This is a genomic window from Acidimicrobiales bacterium (assembly GCA_035546775.1).
Classification (GTDB): Bacteria; Actinomycetota; Acidimicrobiia; order Acidimicrobiales; family JACCXE01; genus JACCXE01.
In genome coordinates this window covers 134,967-151,704 of the sequence record DASZWD010000072.1, presented here as the reverse complement: position 1 = coordinate 151,704, position 16,738 = coordinate 134,967, and the positions used below count along the sequence as shown (strand labels likewise).

Sequence of the window (16,738 nt, the reverse complement as noted above, 5' to 3'; positions counted from 1 at the left end):
CCTAGAAGACGCTGAAGCGCGACAGCTGCCGACTCTGGGCGATGAGCACGCCTGACTCGGACCAGATCTCGCCGTCTTCTTCCACGTACCCGCCGGCGAGCGTCTGACTCTCAAATGTGCACCAGGTCCATCCGGGCTCGGGCTGGTGGCGGAAGTGCACGGTCAGTTCGATTGTGGGCGCCATGCCCGGGCCGTGGCGGCGGAACATCGGCGGAGGCCAGCAGTCGCAGAACAGCGGCACCGCCAGCTCGTCGAGCTCGCGGTCGACGAGCCGGGTCCAGCCCCCCACGCGCGCCGGCCCGTCGCTCACCGCGAACATGTCGGTCGCCGATGGGTCGCGATAGTCGAAGCGGTCGAGGAAGCTCATCGGGAAGGGGCTGCCCGCCAGCGACTCACGCGGCATTCCCACACCGGGCTCGCTTGTGGCGGGCGACGTGCGGAGGATGTCGACGGGTTGGTCGTCGCGTCGCTGGCCGAACACGGCGATGCAGTGGGCCCGGATGGTGCCGCCCTGCGACAGCGACGCGTCCATGAACGCATGGCTTTTCGTCGCGCTCGTAATGCCGACGCGGACCTCGCAGGGCCCCGGCTCGGGTCGGCCGACATAGTGGGTCGTGAGCGACAGGGCATGGGGTTGGGGCGACACCGCCATCAGGCCGCGCATCAGGAACGACGCGATGTAGCCGCCGTTCGGCCCGCCGCCGATCATCCACCGATCGGTTACCGCGCCGGTGAACACGCCGTCGCTAGAAGGCGTGAGCGCCGTGTCGTCGTCGAACTCCGTCACGACAGCAGTTTCGCGTAAGGTCCGCGCTCGTATGAGTGTCCGTGAAGAAGTCGTCGGCTGGCTGCACGCCAACCTCCCCGCCGAGTGGGTCGAGGGCATCGAAAACAACGACGCGGCCAAGCTGGCCGAGGGGCGGAAGAAGGTCGAATACAACGATTGGTGCGCCCGCCTCGGTGAGGCGGGTTACGCCACGCCCACGTGGCCCAAGGAGTACGGCGGGGGCGGGCTCGATCCCGAAGGCGCCCGCGTCGTCATGGAAGAGTTGGCGCGCTACAAGGTGCCGCGCAGTTTCAACGTGATCGGCATCGGCATGGGCGGCCCGACGCTGATGCAGTGGGCGAGCGAGGACATCAAGCGCACGCTGCTGCCGCCGATGGCGCAGCACAAGGAGATCTGGTGCCAGCTGTTCAGTGAGCCGTCGGCCGGGTCCGACGTGGCGACGCTGGCGACGCGGGCGGTGCGCGACGGCGACGAGTGGATCGTCAACGGCCAGAAGGTGTGGACGACCATGGCGCACATGGCGCGCTGGGGGATGCTCGTCGCCCGCACCGATCCCGACGCGCCGAAGCACAAGGGCCTGACGTACTTCATCGTCGACATGCACGCGCCCGGCGTCGAGGTGCGCCCGCTCAAGCAGATGACGGGTGACGCCGAGTTCAATGAGGTGTTCTTCACCGACGTGCGCATTCCCGACTCGATGCGCGTCGGCGACGTCGGCAACGGCTGGGCCGTCGCCACCGAGACCCTGATGAACGAACGCGTCGCGCTGTCGGGCGAGGGATCTGTCAGCGGCGGCAACACCGGCGGTGGCCCGGTCGACGCGCTGATCCGTCAGGCCAAGGACAGCGGGCAGTGGGAGAGCGACCCCGTTTTGCGCAACAAGCTCGTGCAACTCCTCGTCGAAGGGCGCGTGAACAAGATCACCAACCTGCGCGCCGCCGCGGCGCGCAAGGGTGGCAAGCGACCTGGCCCCGAGGGTTCGATCACGAAGCTGTTCCAGGCCGAGTACAACAAGCGGCTGCAGTCCACCGCGATGGACATGCTCGGCGCGTCGGCCACCGCGTGGCGCCCGGAAGACGCCACCAACGGCTCGGCCGTGCGTGGGTTCCTGCGCAGCCGGGCCAACACCATCGAGGGCGGCACGTCGGAGATCATGCGCAACATCCTCGGCGAGCGGGTGCTCGGCCTGCCCAAGGAACCGGCGAACGACCGCGACATTCCCTGGTCGGAGATTCCTCGCGGCGCGTAGCGAAGCGGAGCGCCCAAGAAGACAGCCATTCTGTGGGAGCCACTCGCCCCACGTAACCTTCTGCTGTGACCGAACACGATCACGTCCACGACGAAGACTGCGAACACGAGCACGAGCACGACGACGAGTACGTCCCGTCGCCGCCCGAGGTGCTGGCCGAACGGCGTGAGCGGCTCTCCGAGACGCTCGAGGCCATCACGCTCGACGACTTGAACGACCACCTCAAGGCGGCACCGCCGCAGGTGCGCAACGCCCTGACGCAACGCCTCAACGTGCGCCTCGACCCGAAGTTCGTCAAGGGCGGAATGGGCAAGCTCATCCGGACCCGCCTGCGCAGCCTGTCGCCCACGAAGCAGGTCGAGATGGCGGCCGAGTTGACGGCCGGCCTCGACCACGAGTCGTCGGAGTTCCTGGGCGAAGAGTCCTTCGACATGCCGTCGCTCGAAGACCTCAACCGCCTCGTCGACCATTTGCTCGAACGCCATCGCGCCGTGATCGTGCGCACGTACCTGGCGTGCACCTCCGCCGCCGATGCGCCCGTGGCCGCGCACCTCGACGATTTGTTGACTTCTGACCCGCGGCTCGCGGTCAACGCGTGAACTACGAGTTCGACGATCTCACCCCCGACGTGGTGCGGACGGTCGGCTTCCGCGAGCGGTATCGCGGCTACGACCCGGCCGACGTCGACCCGCTGCTCGAACAGCTGGCGATGCGCGTCGAACACATCCACGACGAAATCGAGCGCCTCGAACGCCAGGTATCAGCGCCCAAACAGCGCAAGCCGAAGCCGGCGCCCGACGACGTGGCGGCGATGGCGGCGCTGCTCCACATCGGCCACGCGGCGCGCGAAGCGCGCGACATCGTCTTGACGGCACGGCGGCGCACCGGACTCACCCGGGCGCTGCCGGAGCGTGAATTCGTCAACCAGGACCGGGCGCGAGCGATGCTTTACCGGCCCACTAGCGTGGATGCTATGGACGAGCGTCGCTGCATCCTCACTGTGCACGCCCACCCCGACGACGAGGCATCGAAGGGCGCGGGCACGATCGCCAAGTACCACGCCGAAGGCGTCTACACCGTGCTGGTCTGCTGCACCGGTGGCGAAGAGGGCGACATCCTCAACCCCGCGATGGACACCGAAGAGGTGCGCAACGACATCGGTGCGGTGCGCATGCGCGAGCTCGACGCCGCCGCCCACGTGATCGGCTACGACGAGGTCGTCCTGCTCGGCTACCGCGACTCAGGCATGCCCGACAGCGAGGCGAACCGGAACCCGGCGTCGTTCGCGCAGGCGCCGCTCGAAGAAGCGGTGGGTCGCCTCGTCGCCGTGCTGCGCCGCACGCGTCCCCAAGTCGTCGTGACCTACCACGAGAAGCAGGAGCGCTACCCGCACCCCGACCACCTGCGGGTGCACGAGGTCACGATGGCGGCGGTCGACGCCGCCGCCGACCCGGCGCAGTATCCCGACGCCGGCGAGCCCTGGACCGTCTCGAAGATCTACTACACGGCGTGGTCGTTCAAGCGCGTCGTGGGCATGCACGAGAAGTTCCTCGAACTCGGCCTCGAATCGCCCTTCGACGAGAAGTGGTTCCAAGACCGCAAGCCCGACGAGTCCGACAACGAGACGACGACGCAGATCTATCTCGGCGGTTTCGAGGACGTGCGCCAGGACGCCCTGCTGGCCCACGCCACGCAGATCGACCCGACGTCGAAGTTCTGGTTCGGCCTGCCCAAGGAAGTCATGCGGGAGATCCACCCCTACGACGACTACGTCCTCGCCCGCGGGCCCCGCGGCGAAGGCGAGGTCGAGACCGATCTCTTCGCCGGCCTCGACGTTCCCTCCCGCGCCTGATCCTTCGTGCCGAAAGACGCGCAGTGGGTGATGACGTCGGATGACGTCGAAGGTGAAGTCGTCTTCACGGCGTCGCCCGAAGACGCCGAGCTGGCACAGGCCGGCAAGCTCGACTTGGCCGTTGCTTTCATGCAAGGCCGCGTGAAGGCGGCCGGCGACGGCCGCGCCCTTCTGGCCCTGCTCAAGAACTCTCACTAACAAAACTCCATCCAGGCCGCGCCGCGGCGACGGAGTAGAGCCGTGACTGCCCGGCTTCCCCGTTTCGTTGCCGCCGCCGGCCTTGCGTGCGTTCTCCTGGGAGCATGCGCCGGCGGCGGCGCCGAAACGCCGAACGCGGCGGCGGTCACGGTGAAGAGCTTTGCCTTCCAACCGAAAACGATCCGTGTGCGCGTCGGCGGCACGGTGACCTGGACCAACAAGGACAGTTTCGATCACTCGGTGCAGATCGACTCGCTGCACGTTGCCGGTCCGAAGTTCGGTCCGCAATCGAGCCAAACCACCTTCTCGCACCGCTTCACCACCGCCGGCACCTACCCCTACATCTGCGGTGTCCACAACTCGATGACGGGCACCGTCATCGTCACCTCATAGGAGCATTGATGGAACTGACCGAACGGGAGTTGCGAGCGCGCCTGCGCGACGTCGACGAACTCCACCGCGACGGCATGGGCACCATGACCGGCGACGTGCGCGACCTGCACGCCGAGGTCCGGGCAAGCTCGCGCCGCGACCTGATGAAGACGGCCGCCATCACCGGCGCCGCCGTCACCATCGGCAGCGCGGTGCTGCCCCTCGGTGGTCTCGTGGCCGCCAACGCCGCCACGCTCGACGACGCCACGATCGCGGCCTTCGCTGCTTCCGTGGAGTACACGGCGGTCGCGGCGTACAAGGCGGCTGCGGCCAGCGGCAAGGTGACGACCGCGGCGATTGGCGCGGCGGCCACGATGTTCGCCGGCCACCACAAGGAGCACGGTGACGCGTTCCAGTCGGCATCGGGCAACAAGATCGCCAAGGACGCCACGAACCCGATGCTGCTCAAGGCGCTGAGCGATCAGCTGTCGGCCGCCAAGGACGAGAAGGCGGTCGTCAAGATCGCCTACGACACCGAGAACGCCGCCGCCGCGACGTACCTGTTCGCCCTGGGCGCATTGCAGAGTGCGGACGCCCTCAAGCTCACGGCGTCGATCTTGCCGATCGAAGGCGCCCACGCTGTCGTGCTGGCCAACGTCCTCGGGTTGGCGGCCACCGACGAGACCTACCTGCCGCCCTTCGAAACCAAGAAGGCCGCGCTCGATCCCGCCAAGTTCCCGCTCGCTTAAGGAGTCCTGACCCACGATGAACATCAACCGCGATCACCTCCGACGCGAAGCGCGTGAAACCCAGGTCGCCCACGAGGGCGCCATGGGCGGCATGCGCGATCTCGTCAACCGCATCCTTGACCCGTCGTCCAAGGCGTCCGACGTCGAGAAGCAGGACATCCTCCTGAGCGGGCTCAACCGCCGCCGCTTCCTCCAGATCGGTGGCGTCGGCGTGCTGTCGGCGGCCGTGCTCGCCGCCTGCGGCAAGAACGACAACAAGTCGGCGGCTTCGGCCACGACGGCCGCCAAGGGCAACGGCACGATGACCGACATCGCGATCCTGCGCACCGCCAGCTCGCTCGAGCACGTCGCCATCGACGTCTACCAGAAGGCGATCGACAACGCCGGCGCGCTGGGTATCAGCGCCACGGTCGCCGACGTCGCCAAGCTGTTCCAGGCGCAGCACAAGGACCACGCCGGGTTGTTCGAGGGGGCGACGAAGGAAGCGGGCGGGACGCCGTTCACGACGGCGAATCCCGCTGTCATGCAATCGCTGGCGGCGCGCATCGCGGCGCTCAAGACCGAGGGCGACGTGGTCATGCTCGCTCGCGATCTCGAGAACGTGGCCGCGGCCACGTATCAGTCGACGGTCGGTGCCTTCGACAACCTCGCCTACAACGCCGCGGCGATGTCGGTCGGTGGCGTCGAAGCGCGCCACGCAGCGGTGCTCAACGGCGTGTTGAAGGCCGACCAGTTCCCGACCAAGGCGTTCCACACCACGCAGGGCGCCGTCGCCGTCGGTACGGGGCTGTAAGGAAGACTGACGGCAGTGCCCGACGATCCGCGACAGCTCAGTGACGCCGCGCTGGTGTTGGCGATTGCGCGCTTCGACCAGGACGCCCTGGCCGAGGTGTACCGCCGCCACGCCGGCGCGGTGTACGGGCTGGCGCGGCGCGTCGTGGTCGACACCGACTCGGCCGAGGAGGTGCTGCAGGAGGTGCTGCTCAAGTTGTGGTCGAACCCCGACCGCTTCGACCCCGATCGCGGCACCCTGCGGTCGTTCCTGTTGACCCAAGCGCACAGCCGGGCCGTCGACCTCGCCCGCTCGAGCGGCGCCCGCCGCCGGCGCGAAGAGGTCGACGCCCGGCGCACGACGGCCGAGGCCGGTTACGACCTCGAGCACGAAGTGTGGGACCTCGCGATGTCGCAACACGTACGCGACGCGTTGGGGGAGTTGTCGGAAAACGAGCGCAGCGCCATCGAGCTCGCCTACTTCGGCGGTTACACGTATCGGGAGGTCGCCGAGTTGCTGGGCGAGCCCGAGGGCACCGTCAAGAGTCGTATCCGGGTCGGCTTGCAGCGCCTCCGTGTGGTGCTGCGAGCCGCCGGTATCGTCGGAGCGGAGGCATAGATGGCGCGGCGCATGGATAGCGACGACCTGCACGAGTTGGTCGGGGCCTACGCCCTCGACGCGCTCGACCCGGACGAGGCCCAAGCCTTCGAGTCGCACCTCGAAACCTGCCCGCGCTGTCGTGCGGAATTGCGGGACCACCGCGACACGGCGTCGTTCCTCGCCCACGCCGGCGCCCCGGCGCCCGACGGCCTCTGGGACCGCATCGCCGCCAACCTCGAGATGCCACCGCCCGACATGGCGCGGGTGCTCCCGTTCACCAACAAACGTCGCCGGCGCTTCATCGTGGCCCTCTCGGTGGCTGCCGCCTTGCTCGTCGCCCTCAACTCGGCGGTGTTGATCCAGCAACGCAACGAGATTCGTGACCTGCGCCCGTCGCGCACCGCCAACCTGCAGGCACTGGCGGAACGTACTTACGGCGCCAGCGGCGGCTCCCGGGCGCACCTGGTCACGGCGAACGGCGCCGTCGCCGCCGATGCCGTGCTGACGTCGAGCGGGCAGGGCTACCTGCTGCACATGGCGATGCACCGCCTCGACGCGGCGCACACGTATCAGCTGTGGGGCCTTAACTCCGCCGGCAAGATGGTGTCGCTCGGCATCCTGGGTACGGACCCGAAGGTGGCCTCGTTCAGCGCCAAGGTGCCGATCACGACGCTGGCGGTCACCATCGAACGGGCCCAGGGCGCAGTAGCGCCCACGAGCTCACCCCTGGTGACGGGAACGCTGCACGGCGCGTAGGGCGCGCCACGAGATCCGCTCGGCGCCTCGCGCCGCCAAGGCATCGGCGAATTCGGCGCTGCACAGCAAGTCGAGGTGGCCGATGCGGTCAGCGGCGTCGGTTGTCTGCGCTCGCAGTTCCTCGGTGTCGACGGCCGGCCTGAAGACGAGCTCGGTGACGCCCGGTTCGAGGCCGCCGATCACCGCGTAGGCGTCGGCCGCCGCACCCCGGAACACGACCACGCGGTCGGGCACGACGACGCCCTCGTCGCCCGCGAGCTCGCGGAAGGGGAAGCCGGTGTCGGCCTGGACGTCGGCGTTGGGCAGGCGCAGGGCGAGGGCGTAGTCGAGCGCCAGTTCGAGCACCACGTCGAAGAACTCGGGCCGCAGCACGGCGGCGTCGAGATGGCTCGACACGTGGCTCACGTCGAAACCCCACAACACGGCGCGCTCGAGCTGGGCGCGCAGCTCGCGGCGCACCTCGTCGACATCGGCGTGCTCCCACAGGTCGGCCGGGGTGCGGGGAAAGCCGCCCTCGCCGTCGAGCAGCGACGGCGCCTGCGTGATCGGCCCCCAGCGGTAAAGGTCGTGCTCGGCGTTGAGGGTCAGCGAGACACCCACGTCCTGGCCGCGATACGCCGCCGCCGCCGCTCGGGCCCACGGCGCCGGCACCATCAGACCGGCGGAGGTGGCCGCGCCGTGGTCGAGGGCGCGGCGCACGCCCTCGTTGCTGGCGTAGCCGAAGCCGAGCTCGTCGGCCGTCACGATGACGAGCGGCGTCGCTGGATCAAGCCCGAGGTGCGCGGCCGCGTTCGTCACGCGGCAGACGTTATTGGCTCACTTGGGGTCGATCGGCACATCGGCGGACCCGCACTTCTGCCACAGGCCGCGGTTGTGGTCGCGGGCGTCGGCGACCGCAGCCACGAACTCCGGCGCGTGCGCCACGTTGGGAGGGAAGGTGAGCACGTCGGCGTAGCCGTCGCGCGCGAGCGCCAGGTTGACGAACAACCCGTCGCGGGCGCGGTAGACGTAGGCGAGGAGACGGCCGTAGCGGTCGCGCAACTCGGCGTCGCGTACCAGCCGCACTGGCGTGCCCACCGGGAGCAGCTGCGCGGTGTGGTCGGCCGCCTCCTGGCCGAAGCACTCGACCAAGCCACCCTTGCCGTGCGTTTCGGGCGTATCCATCCCGATGAAACGGACGCGCTCGTCGGCCCCGTTGATGCGAACGTGGATCGTGTCGCCGTCGACCTCTTCGGACACGACCGCCGTGCCCGCGGGAGTCGAGCCCACGACCGGCGCGGCGGGCGTAGCCGCCCGCGACGCGTCGCACGCCGTGAGGAACAGCAGGAGGAGGACCAGCCACCGCATGCCTCGATTATCTCGGAGGGGTGTGACGCGTTACGAGAGCAGGTTTTCGGCGGCGTCGACGTCGACTTCGCCCCGCGCCAGCTTCTCCAGCAACGCCACGCGCTCGTCGCGGGCAGCGTCCGGCGCCGGCTCGGGTGCCGGAGCGAGGCCGAGGCGTCCGAGGAGCGCGTCGAAGCGACTGCGGGCGGTGGGGTAGGAGACGCCGAGGTGGCGCTCCACTTCCTTCATGTTGCCCCGCGACGCCAGGAAGACCCGCAGCACATCGCGGTCCTCGTCGTTGAGGGCGCAGAATTCGCAGGCAGCGAAAGCGCCTGACAACTCAGTGCCGCAGTCCTCGCATGAGAGGCGGGTGAGCGCCAGGCGCTGCCCGCAGACGGGGCAGTCGCGCGGCGCGTGGTGGTGGCGCGGCGTCATGACCCGGCAGAGTCGTCGAAGGTGATGTCGGCGGCGCCCATCGACACGCGAATGTCGACGGTCGCGGTGCCCCGGCCGACGACGACTTCGTGCTCGTCGGAGAAGGCGTTGTTCAGTATCGACGAGATGCGATCGCCCAGAGCCGACAGATCACCGAGGTCGCCGCGGATGCCGTGGGCGCGCACGTCCTCGAAGTAATCACGCTTCGTCTTGCCCTTGCGGCCGCCGAAGTCGACCTTGCCCAGCGTCGCCGACGCGCTGACGCGGGCGTGGCTGCCGTGCGTCAGGTGCAGGCGCACCTTGCCGGCGTCGCAGTCGATGGTGGAGTCGCCGTGGTCGATGCGACCGGTGGCGTCGACCTTGCCGGCGGCCACGCGCACGTCGAGGGGTGACTCGAAGCCCTCGATCTTGAGCGGGCCCGCGGCGACCCGCGCCTTGATCGGCGCTTTGACCCGGACGATGCGCAGAGGACCCGCTTCGACGCGGGCGTCGAGCTCGACGTCGGGGTTCATGCGGACTCGTAGCGGCTTGGGCCGGTACTCCGCCGGCGACTGCCCGCTGAACCGGACGCTGCGCGCCATACGCGGGCCACGCGTGCGGAACCACTCGCCGAAGTCGTGGCTGTCGTCGTCGTCCCAGCCCTCGTCGTCGTCGAAACCGGTGGCGCCGTCGATGACAAGCGTGTCGCCTTCCCAGCGGATGCGGTGGGTGCCTTCGGCGACGGCTTCCTGGACGCCCTCGTCGCCGACGATCTCGACGGGGCGGAAGTTGGCGTCGACGCGCACGACGCGCACGCGTCGACCGACGACCCGCTCGGTGGCCGCGTCCGCGGGGGGAGCGGACTCGGCCGCCGAGGCGGGCTCGCCGGGAGCGTCGTCGGGCGTGGCGCGGTCGAGGGCGGCGAGGGCGTCCGCGGCATCGCCGGGATCCATCTGTCCGGCGGCAACTTTCTCCAGGATCTTGCGTCGAGCCTCGTCGTTCATGTATGAATTTGTAAAACGCAGTTTCTAATCTGTCAACTTCAGCATGCTTGTCAAAAGAAATTGGACGGTGTAGGTTCCATGAGCATGACGCAACTGTTGGATGCGGTGCCGGAAGCAGAGGCCGACGAGGCCACCCCCGACGTCAAGATCATCGAAGACCTGGCGACGCTGCGGTTGCTGTCGGACCCGCTGCGGTTGCGTTTGATCGAGGAGTTGGGTGCCGCGCCCACCACGGTCAAGGCGCTCGCCCGGGCGATGGACATGAAGCCCAATCGCCTCTACTACCACGTGAATCTGCTCGAAGAGCACGGCCTGGTGAGGGTCACGCAGACCCGCATCGTGTCGGGCATCGTCGAGCGGACCTATGCGCTCGTGGCCAAGCACTTCGCCGTCAGCGACGCGCTGCCGCTGCCGGTCGACCTCAAGCGTGAGGTCACCAACAACCTGTTCCAGGTCGTGAGCGCCGAGCTCGACGAGGCGGTCGACACCAACGTCGGGCGCGTGCAGTTGTGGCTGACCAACGACGAGCGCGAGGCGTTCAAGCGCGAGCTCGGCGACCTGCTCGACAAGTACGGCAACGGCGACCGCCACCGCGTCGACGTCGACGCCGACCGCTACACCCTGCTGTTCGCGCTGTACGCCCCCGTCGACCACCCGAAGCGCAAGAAGTAGCGATGCACTCGCTGGGGGGCGACAGCAAGCAAAAGTCGATCTGGCCGGCGCTGCGCACCATGGCTGTGGTGCTGCCCCAGGCGAGCCTCGGCTTCACGATTGGCGCGGTCGTCTTGGTCGTCCTCACCGGGGCGTCGCCGGCGATCGCCACGATCTCGGGCGGACAACTCGTCGGCGCGGTCCTGCACCACGACCGCGCCGGTGTCGACCGCTGGTTGCTGATCCTCGGCATCACATTCGTGGCTTCCCAGCTGATGAACCCGCTGCTGAGCCTGTGCGCCGACGCCCTCGGGCGCCGCCTCACCGGCCATCTGCGCAGTCGCGCCATGGAGGCCGCGGGCGCGCCGGCGGGAATCGGTCACCTCGAAGACCCGGCCACGCTCGACCTCGTCATGCTCGCCCAGGGCGTCGGCACCAACCAGGTCACGCCGCGCCTGGTCGTCGCCGGTGTCTTCGCCATGGCAGCGCAGTACGCCACGGCCCTCGCATCGGGCGCGGTGCTGTTGGCGTTCCACTGGTGGTTTCCGCTGGCGCTCGTGGTCGTGTGGCTGGCGATCATCCGCACGTTTCGACGCCAGTTTTTCCGCGACGTGCAGGGCATCACCGGCCAGGCCGAGACGCTGAGGCGCTCGCAGTACTTCCGCGACCTCGCCCTGACCCCGGGCGCCGTCAAAGAAACGCGCATCTTCGGGCTGGGCGAGTGGGTGGTCGACCGCTTCCATACGTCGTGGGTCGGCGCCATGCGCGACCTGTGGCGCGAGCGGCACGACAGCTGGCAGACCCTGGCGATCTGCGGTCCGCTCTTCTTCCTCGTCGAATGCGGCGCCACCCTCATCGTCGCCCACGCCGCCATCCGCGGCGAGATCTCGCTCGACCGCGCCGTCGTGTTCCTCGGGGCCATGAGCGGAATGGGGGCCATCGCCAACCTGAGCGACAACGACCTCAACATCATGTGGGGTGCGCCGGCCATCAGCGCCGTGACCGACCTCGAGGCCGTCGTTCGCGAGCGGGCGCGGGTGTTACCGGGAACGCAGCCCGCGGCGGGGATGCCGGCGCGCGAAGTGCGCTTCGAGAACGTGTCGTTTGCCTACCCCGGACGCGAGAAGGTTTTCGACGGGCTCGACTTGTCGATCACGGCCGGACAGTCGCTGGCGATCGTGGGCGACAACGGCGCCGGCAAGACGACGCTTATGAAGCTGTTGTGCCGGCTCTACGACCCGACCGAGGGACAGATCCTCGTGGACGGCGTTCCTCTCACCGAGCTGGCGCCCCGCGAGTGGCAGCGGCGCCTCTCCGCCATCTTCCAGGACTTCACGCGGTACCAACTCACCGCGGCGGACAACGTCAGCTTCGGCAATCCCGACGTGCCGGCCGACCCCACCGCGCTCGAGCGCGCCGCGGCGCGCGCGGGCGCCGCCGACCTCGTCGCCGCGCTGCCCCACGGATGGGACACGGTCCTGTCGCGGCAGTTCAAGGACGGTACCGACCTGTCAGGCGGGCAGTGGCAACGCCTGGCGCTCGCCCGTGCGCTGTATGCCGTCGACCACGGCGCCGGCATCCTCATCCTCGACGAACCCACCGCGGCTCTCGACGTGCGCGCCGAGGCGGAGTTGTACGACCGGTTCCTCGACCTGACCCGCGGGCTCACGACGCTGGTGATCTCCCACCGGTTTTCCACGGTGCGCCGCGCCGACCGGATCGTGGTCATCGAACACGGGCAAGTCGTCGAGGACGGTTCGCACGACGAATTGATCGCCGCCGGCGGCCGCTACGCCACGATGTTCCGGCTGCAAGCGGCGCGCTTCACCGACCGCGAGGCGCGAATCGATGTTTGACGTGCGCCCGGGCAAGCACACGAGCGTGCGCACGATGGCACGCGGCTTCGGGGTGCTGTTCGTCGCCGCCTTCCAGGCCGATGCGTTCCGGGCGTCGATCAACCTCGGCCTCGCTCTCGTCCAGCCGGTGGCCGACGTGCTCTCGGCCGTCTGGCTGAGAAACCTCATCAACGCCATCGCCGCGCATCACGGCGACACGGCCACGCGCGCCGCCGTCATCATGGGCCTGTGCGCCGTGGCGTCGGTGTGCGCCGGCTGGGGCGGCTTCAACCTCAACATGGTCCTGCGCGAGAAGGTGGGCGAGCTGATGGACCGGCGGGTGATGGCCCTCACGCTGGCCATTCCGACCCTCGAGCATCACGAGCGCGCCGACTACCTCGACGAGATCGAAATCCTGCGTACGCAGCGCGACCAGTTGAGTTCGTCGGTCCACGCCGTCGTGCTGAACATCGGGATGCTGTGCCGCATCGGCGGCACGGTCGGCCTACTGGCGACGATCCACCCGGCCCTGGTGTTGCTGCCGCTGTTCGGCATCCCGTCGTTGCTGACGGCGGCCACCGCCGAGCAGCGCCGCCAGCGCGTGCTCGAGCGCTGCGCCGAGCCGATGCGCGTCACCCGTCACCTGATCGAGACGGCGACGACCGCCGCGCCGGCCAAGGAGATCCGCATCTTCGGGCTCAACCCGACCCTCGTCGGACGTCACCGCGCGCTGTGGCGCGAGATGGACGCCATCCAGGACCGCACCGCCCGTCTCGCGGCGCTGCTCTCGGCGATCGGGTGGGGCGTGTTCGGCCTCGGCTTCGCCGGCGCGCTCACGCTCGTCGCCCACCGCGCCCTCAGCGGCCAGGCGTCGCCCGGCGAGGTCGTGCTCGCCATCACGCTCGCGGGCCAGGTCAACCAGCAGGTGTCGGGGGTCGTGCAGATGGCGACGTGGTTGATCTCGGGGCTCAAGACGACGGGTCGTTACCTGTGGCTCGTCGACTACGCCGCGGAGGCCACCAAGCCGGTCGAGAACGAAACGCCGCCGCCCGACCGCCTCGTGACCGGCATCGAATTCGACCACGTGTCGTTCCGCTACCCCGGCACCGACGTCGACGTGCTGTCCGACGTGTCGTTCCGCATTCCGGCCGGAGCCACGGTGGCGGTCGTGGGCGACAACGGCGCCGGCAAGTCGACGCTGGTCAAGCTGCTGTGCCGGTTCTACGACCCGACGCAGGGTGCGGTGCGCGTCGAGGGTGTCGACCTGCGGCGCCTCGATCCGGATAAGTGGCGCCAGCGGCTCTCCGCCGGCTTCCAGGACTTCGCCCGTTTCGAGCTGGTGGCCCGCGAGACCGTCGGCGTCGGCCAACTCGACGACCTCGAGGACGTCGGCGCCGTGCAGGCGGCGCTCGAGCGGGCGTCGGCCGACGGCGTGGTCGAGTCGTTGCCCGCCGGCTTCGAGACCCAGCTGGGCAAGAGCTTTGGCGACGGCGCCGAGTTGTCGGGTGGCCAGTGGCAGAAGCTGGCGTTGGGCCGGGCGATGATGCGGCCCGACCCGCTGCTCCTCCTGCTCGACGAACCGACGGCGTCGCTCGACGCTCAGACCGAACACGCCCTGTTCGAGCGCTACGCCGGCGCCGCCCGCCAGTCGGCGGCGGCGACGGGTGCGATCACCGTCTTGGTGTCGCACCGGTTCTCGACGGTGCGCATGGCCGACCTGATCGTGGTGCTCGACGGCAACACCGTGCGGGAGGTCGGCAGCCACGCCGAGCTCGTCGCCCGCCACGGCCTGTACGCCGAGTTGTTCGAGCTCCAGGCGCGGGCGTACCGCTGAGCTAGCGCCGGAGCCGGCCGCTGCCGATGGCGTTGAGGACGGCGAGGAAAATCGTGGCCCCGATCGCTGCCACCAGGATCGAACGCAATCCGAAGTGGTTGATCCCGGGGCCGCCGTTCCAGCGATCGAGTGCGCCGCCGATCAAGCCGCCGATGACACCGACGACGATGTGGGTGATGCAGCCGCCGCCCCGCCGGCCCGTCAGCCAGCCCGCGATCACCGCGGCGACAAATCCGACGACGGCCCACCCGATGATTCCCATGGGCGGGAAGTTACGCCGTTACGCCGCGTGCTTGTGGTGAGACGTTGCCGCCCGCCGCGCCTGGGCTTCACGCAGCGCTTCGCGCGCGGCGCGCACGCCCTCTTTGCCTCGCGCGATGGTGCGCGGGTCAAGGCGCCAGTAGGAGCGTCGTCCTTCCTTGATGTCTAGCTGCTGCTGCAGCTGCTCACGTTCTTGCACTGCCATGACTCCAGTGTGCCGAAGGGGTGTAACACCGAAATAGGGCCGTACAGCTCTAGCTTGAACTCCGCTTTCACTTCTTAAGATCGGCTGTTCCGTCCCTAGATTGAGCCCAATGGATGCGGCTGCCTTCCTTGGTTTGTTACCCACCGAAGACCCGTTGAAATTCCGTTTACCCGTGACAAACGGCATCTGTACCGGTGGGCGGTTTCTCTTCGGCGGCGCCGGCTTGGCGGCGGGCGTCGTCGCCCTCGAGCAGGCCAGCGGTCGGCCCCTCGTGTGGGCCACGGCCCAGTACCTGAGTTTTGCCCGCCCGCCGGCGGTGCTCGACCTCGACGTCACGCTGGCGGTCGTCGGCAACCAGATCACGCAGGGGCGTGTCGTCATGTCGGACGGCGGACAGGAGGTCATCACGCTCCAGGCGGCGCTCGGTGCGCGCGACGTCGACATCACCGGCCAGTGGGCGATCTGTCCCGACGTGCCGCCGCCTGATGCCTGCCGCGACCGCGAGTTCCGCAACGACCCGTCGGCCACGATTTCGGCGCGCATCGAAGAGCGCGTCGCCATGGGCCGCTCGCCCCGCGACATGGACGGCACACCCGGCGACGGTCGCGCCGCGCTGTGGTGTCGCATGCCCGAGCTGCTCGAGATGTCGCCCGCCGCGCTGGCCGTGCTCGGCGACTTCGTGCCCTTCGGCGTGTCACAGGCGACGGGCCGGATGGCGGGCGGGAACAGCCTCGACAACACGCTACGGGTCGCCACCCTCGTACCGACCGAGTGGGTCCTGCTCGACGTGCGCATCCAGGCAATACACAGCGGCTTCGCCCACGGCCTCGTCCACCTTTGGTCAGAAGACCGGACCCTTCTCGCCACCGCGTCGCAGTCGGTCAAGGTCAGGATGTGGCGATAAGCGGTAGACATTCGGCATGTCTCCGTACGGGATCACTGTTCCTTTTGACGCTCCGCTGAGCGAGCACGCCGCGCTGTACAAGGAAGTCGCCGACTTGGGCTACACCGACGTGTGGACGGGTGAGTCCAACGGCGCCGACGGCCTGACGCCTCTGATCCTGGCCGCTGCCTGGGAGCCCCGGCTGCGCGTCGGCCCGGCGATCCTGCCGGCCTACACGCGCGCGCCGGCGTTGATGGCGCAGTCCGCCGCGTCGCTGGCGGCCGCCGCCCCCGGACGCTGCGCGTTCGGGATCGGCACGTCGTCGGACGTGATCGTCGAGAAGTGGAACGGTGTGCCCTTCGTCGAGCCGTACAAGAAGACCCGCGACATGGTCCGCTTCTTGAAGGACGCGTTGTCGGGGGAGAAGGTCGACAAGGAATACGACACCTTCACCGTGCGCGGCTTTCGTCTCGCCATGCGGGTGCCCCAGCCGCCGCCGATCCTCGTGGCCGCGCTGCGCCCCGGCATGCTGCGCATGGCGGGGCGCGAAGCCGACGGCGCCATCATCAACTGGCTGTCGCCCGACGACGTCAAGCAGGTGGCCCCGGAAGTCGGCCCCGGCAAGGAGATCGTGGCGCGCATCTTCGTGTGCCCGTCCGAAGACGCCGACACCGTGCGCGCCGCCGGCAAGTTCGCCGTCGCCGCGTACTTGAACGTCGAGGTGTACGCCAAGTTCCACGAGTGGCTCGGTCGCGGCGACGACCTCGCGGCGATGTGGAAGCACTGGAAGGAAGGCGACCGCAAGGCCGCGACCGCCGCGATCCCGGATCACGTCGTCGACCAGCTCATCGTCCACGGCCACCCCGACTACTGCCGCGAGCAGATCGCCCGCTACGTCGAAAACGGCGTCACCACCCCCGTCCTCGCCACCATGCCCTTCGGCATGGACACGATGGCCGCCGTCCGCGCCCTCGCCCCCAAGTAACCAGT

Annotated in this window: 21 protein-coding genes; 14 read left to right on the top strand and 7 right to left on the bottom strand. The window is 69.0% G+C overall.

The annotated features are described in order from the left end of the window. Position 1 precedes the first annotated feature (1 nt). Positions 2-787 carry a thioesterase family protein gene (locus VHC63_18440; protein ID HVV38593.1) on the bottom strand — a complete coding sequence of 262 codons (786 nt, stop codon included), beginning with the start codon at positions 785-787 and terminating at the stop codon, positions 2-4. Positions 788-818: 31 nt separating this feature from the next. On the opposite strand from VHC63_18440, the gene VHC63_18435 reads away from it, so the two are divergent. The 9 genes from VHC63_18435 to VHC63_18395 all read left to right on the top strand — a co-directional run bounded on the left by VHC63_18435 (position 819) and on the right by VHC63_18395 (position 7,335). After that, positions 819-2,036: an acyl-CoA dehydrogenase family protein gene (locus VHC63_18435; protein ID HVV38592.1), complete on the top strand. Its 1,218-nt coding sequence runs from the start codon at positions 819-821 to the stop codon at positions 2,034-2,036. 65 nt (positions 2,037-2,101) lie between these two features. Continuing rightward, positions 2,102-2,635, top strand: coding sequence for a hypothetical protein (locus VHC63_18430; GenBank protein ID HVV38591.1), 534 nt, complete (start codon positions 2,102-2,104; stop codon positions 2,633-2,635). Continuing rightward, a complete protein-coding gene (gene mca, locus VHC63_18425; GenBank protein ID HVV38590.1) occupies positions 2,632-3,888 on the top strand; it encodes a mycothiol conjugate amidase Mca in 1,257 nt (418 codons plus the stop codon). The genes VHC63_18430 and mca overlap by 4 nt, the downstream gene beginning before the upstream one ends. A gap of 6 nt (positions 3,889-3,894) precedes the next feature. Next, positions 3,895-4,086, top strand: coding sequence for an SCP2 sterol-binding domain-containing protein (locus VHC63_18420; GenBank protein ID HVV38589.1), 192 nt, complete (start codon positions 3,895-3,897; stop codon positions 4,084-4,086). Positions 4,087-4,128: 42 nt separating this feature from the next. Then, complete coding sequence (locus VHC63_18415; protein HVV38588.1) at positions 4,129-4,479, top strand: cupredoxin domain-containing protein; 351 nt, start codon at positions 4,129-4,131, stop codon at positions 4,477-4,479. A gap of 8 nt (positions 4,480-4,487) precedes the next feature. Continuing rightward, the gene (locus tag VHC63_18410) at positions 4,488-5,207 is read left to right on the top strand and encodes a ferritin-like domain-containing protein (protein HVV38587.1); all 720 of its coding nucleotides are present in this window, start codon (positions 4,488-4,490) and stop codon (positions 5,205-5,207) included. Between the two features lie 16 nt (positions 5,208-5,223). Next, positions 5,224-6,000, top strand: a complete 777-nt coding sequence (locus VHC63_18405; GenBank protein HVV38586.1) for a ferritin-like domain-containing protein — start codon at positions 5,224-5,226, stop codon at positions 5,998-6,000. Between the two features lie 15 nt (positions 6,001-6,015). After that, positions 6,016-6,597, top strand: coding sequence for a sigma-70 family RNA polymerase sigma factor (locus VHC63_18400; GenBank protein ID HVV38585.1), 582 nt, complete (start codon positions 6,016-6,018; stop codon positions 6,595-6,597). 12 nt (positions 6,598-6,609) lie between these two features. Then, the gene (locus tag VHC63_18395; GenBank protein ID HVV38584.1) at positions 6,610-7,335 is read left to right on the top strand and encodes an anti-sigma factor; all 726 of its coding nucleotides are present in this window, start codon (positions 6,610-6,612) and stop codon (positions 7,333-7,335) included. Here the strand turns inward: VHC63_18395 and VHC63_18390 are convergent. The 4 genes from VHC63_18390 to VHC63_18375 are packed head-to-tail and all read right to left on the bottom strand — an operon-like array spanning position 7,300 to position 10,079. Beyond that, positions 7,300-8,133: a ChbG/HpnK family deacetylase gene (locus VHC63_18390; protein ID HVV38583.1), complete on the bottom strand. Its 834-nt coding sequence runs from the start codon at positions 8,131-8,133 to the stop codon at positions 7,300-7,302. The two genes, VHC63_18395 and VHC63_18390, sit on opposite strands and share 36 nt — an antisense overlap. Positions 8,134-8,151: 18 nt before the next feature. Beyond that, positions 8,152-8,682, bottom strand: a complete 531-nt coding sequence (locus VHC63_18385; GenBank protein ID HVV38582.1) for a thermonuclease family protein — start codon at positions 8,680-8,682, stop codon at positions 8,152-8,154. Positions 8,683-8,712: 30 nt separating this feature from the next. Then, the gene (locus VHC63_18380; GenBank protein ID HVV38581.1) at positions 8,713-9,096 is read right to left on the bottom strand and encodes a DUF2089 domain-containing protein; all 384 of its coding nucleotides are present in this window, start codon (positions 9,094-9,096) and stop codon (positions 8,713-8,715) included. Beyond that, entirely contained in the window at positions 9,093-10,079 is a 987-nt protein-coding gene (locus tag VHC63_18375; GenBank protein HVV38580.1) for a hypothetical protein, read from the bottom strand. The genes VHC63_18380 and VHC63_18375 overlap by 4 nt, the downstream gene beginning before the upstream one ends. An 84-nt stretch (positions 10,080-10,163) precedes the next feature. On the opposite strand from VHC63_18375, the gene VHC63_18370 reads away from it, so the two are divergent. From VHC63_18370 to VHC63_18360, 3 genes are read left to right on the top strand one after another with little or no spacing between them, the layout of a single operon-like run. Beyond that, positions 10,164-10,751 carry a helix-turn-helix domain-containing protein gene (locus VHC63_18370; protein ID HVV38579.1) on the top strand — a complete coding sequence of 196 codons (588 nt, stop codon included), beginning with the start codon at positions 10,164-10,166 and terminating at the stop codon, positions 10,749-10,751. A 2-nt stretch (positions 10,752-10,753) separates the two neighbouring features. After that, positions 10,754-12,586 carry an ABC transporter ATP-binding protein gene (locus VHC63_18365; GenBank protein ID HVV38578.1) on the top strand — a complete coding sequence of 611 codons (1,833 nt, stop codon included), beginning with the start codon at positions 10,754-10,756 and terminating at the stop codon, positions 12,584-12,586. Continuing rightward, positions 12,579-14,399 carry an ABC transporter ATP-binding protein gene (locus VHC63_18360; protein ID HVV38577.1) on the top strand — a complete coding sequence of 607 codons (1,821 nt, stop codon included), beginning with the start codon at positions 12,579-12,581 and terminating at the stop codon, positions 14,397-14,399. Before VHC63_18365 ends, VHC63_18360 begins: the two co-directional genes overlap by 8 nt. Position 14,400: 1 nt before the next feature. Here VHC63_18360 and VHC63_18355 read toward each other — a convergent pair whose 3' ends face one another. Together VHC63_18355 and VHC63_18350 are read right to left on the bottom strand one after the other, a co-directional pair. Beyond that, positions 14,401-14,661 carry a GlsB/YeaQ/YmgE family stress response membrane protein gene (locus tag VHC63_18355; GenBank protein HVV38576.1) on the bottom strand — a complete coding sequence of 87 codons (261 nt, stop codon included), beginning with the start codon at positions 14,659-14,661 and terminating at the stop codon, positions 14,401-14,403. Positions 14,662-14,679: 18 nt separating this feature from the next. Continuing rightward, positions 14,680-14,865, bottom strand: coding sequence for a hypothetical protein (locus tag VHC63_18350; protein HVV38575.1), 186 nt, complete (start codon positions 14,863-14,865; stop codon positions 14,680-14,682). Positions 14,866-15,037: 172 nt separating this feature from the next. Between VHC63_18350 and VHC63_18345 the strand changes: the two genes are divergently transcribed. Together VHC63_18345 and VHC63_18340 are read left to right on the top strand one after the other, a co-directional pair. Further along, the gene (locus VHC63_18345; protein ID HVV38574.1) at positions 15,038-15,769 is read left to right on the top strand and encodes an acyl-CoA thioesterase; all 732 of its coding nucleotides are present in this window, start codon (positions 15,038-15,040) and stop codon (positions 15,767-15,769) included. A 16-nt stretch (positions 15,770-15,785) separates the two neighbouring features. Continuing rightward, a complete protein-coding gene (locus tag VHC63_18340; GenBank protein ID HVV38573.1) occupies positions 15,786-16,733 on the top strand; it encodes an LLM class F420-dependent oxidoreductase in 948 nt (315 codons plus the stop codon). Positions 16,734-16,738: the final 5 nt, after the last annotated feature.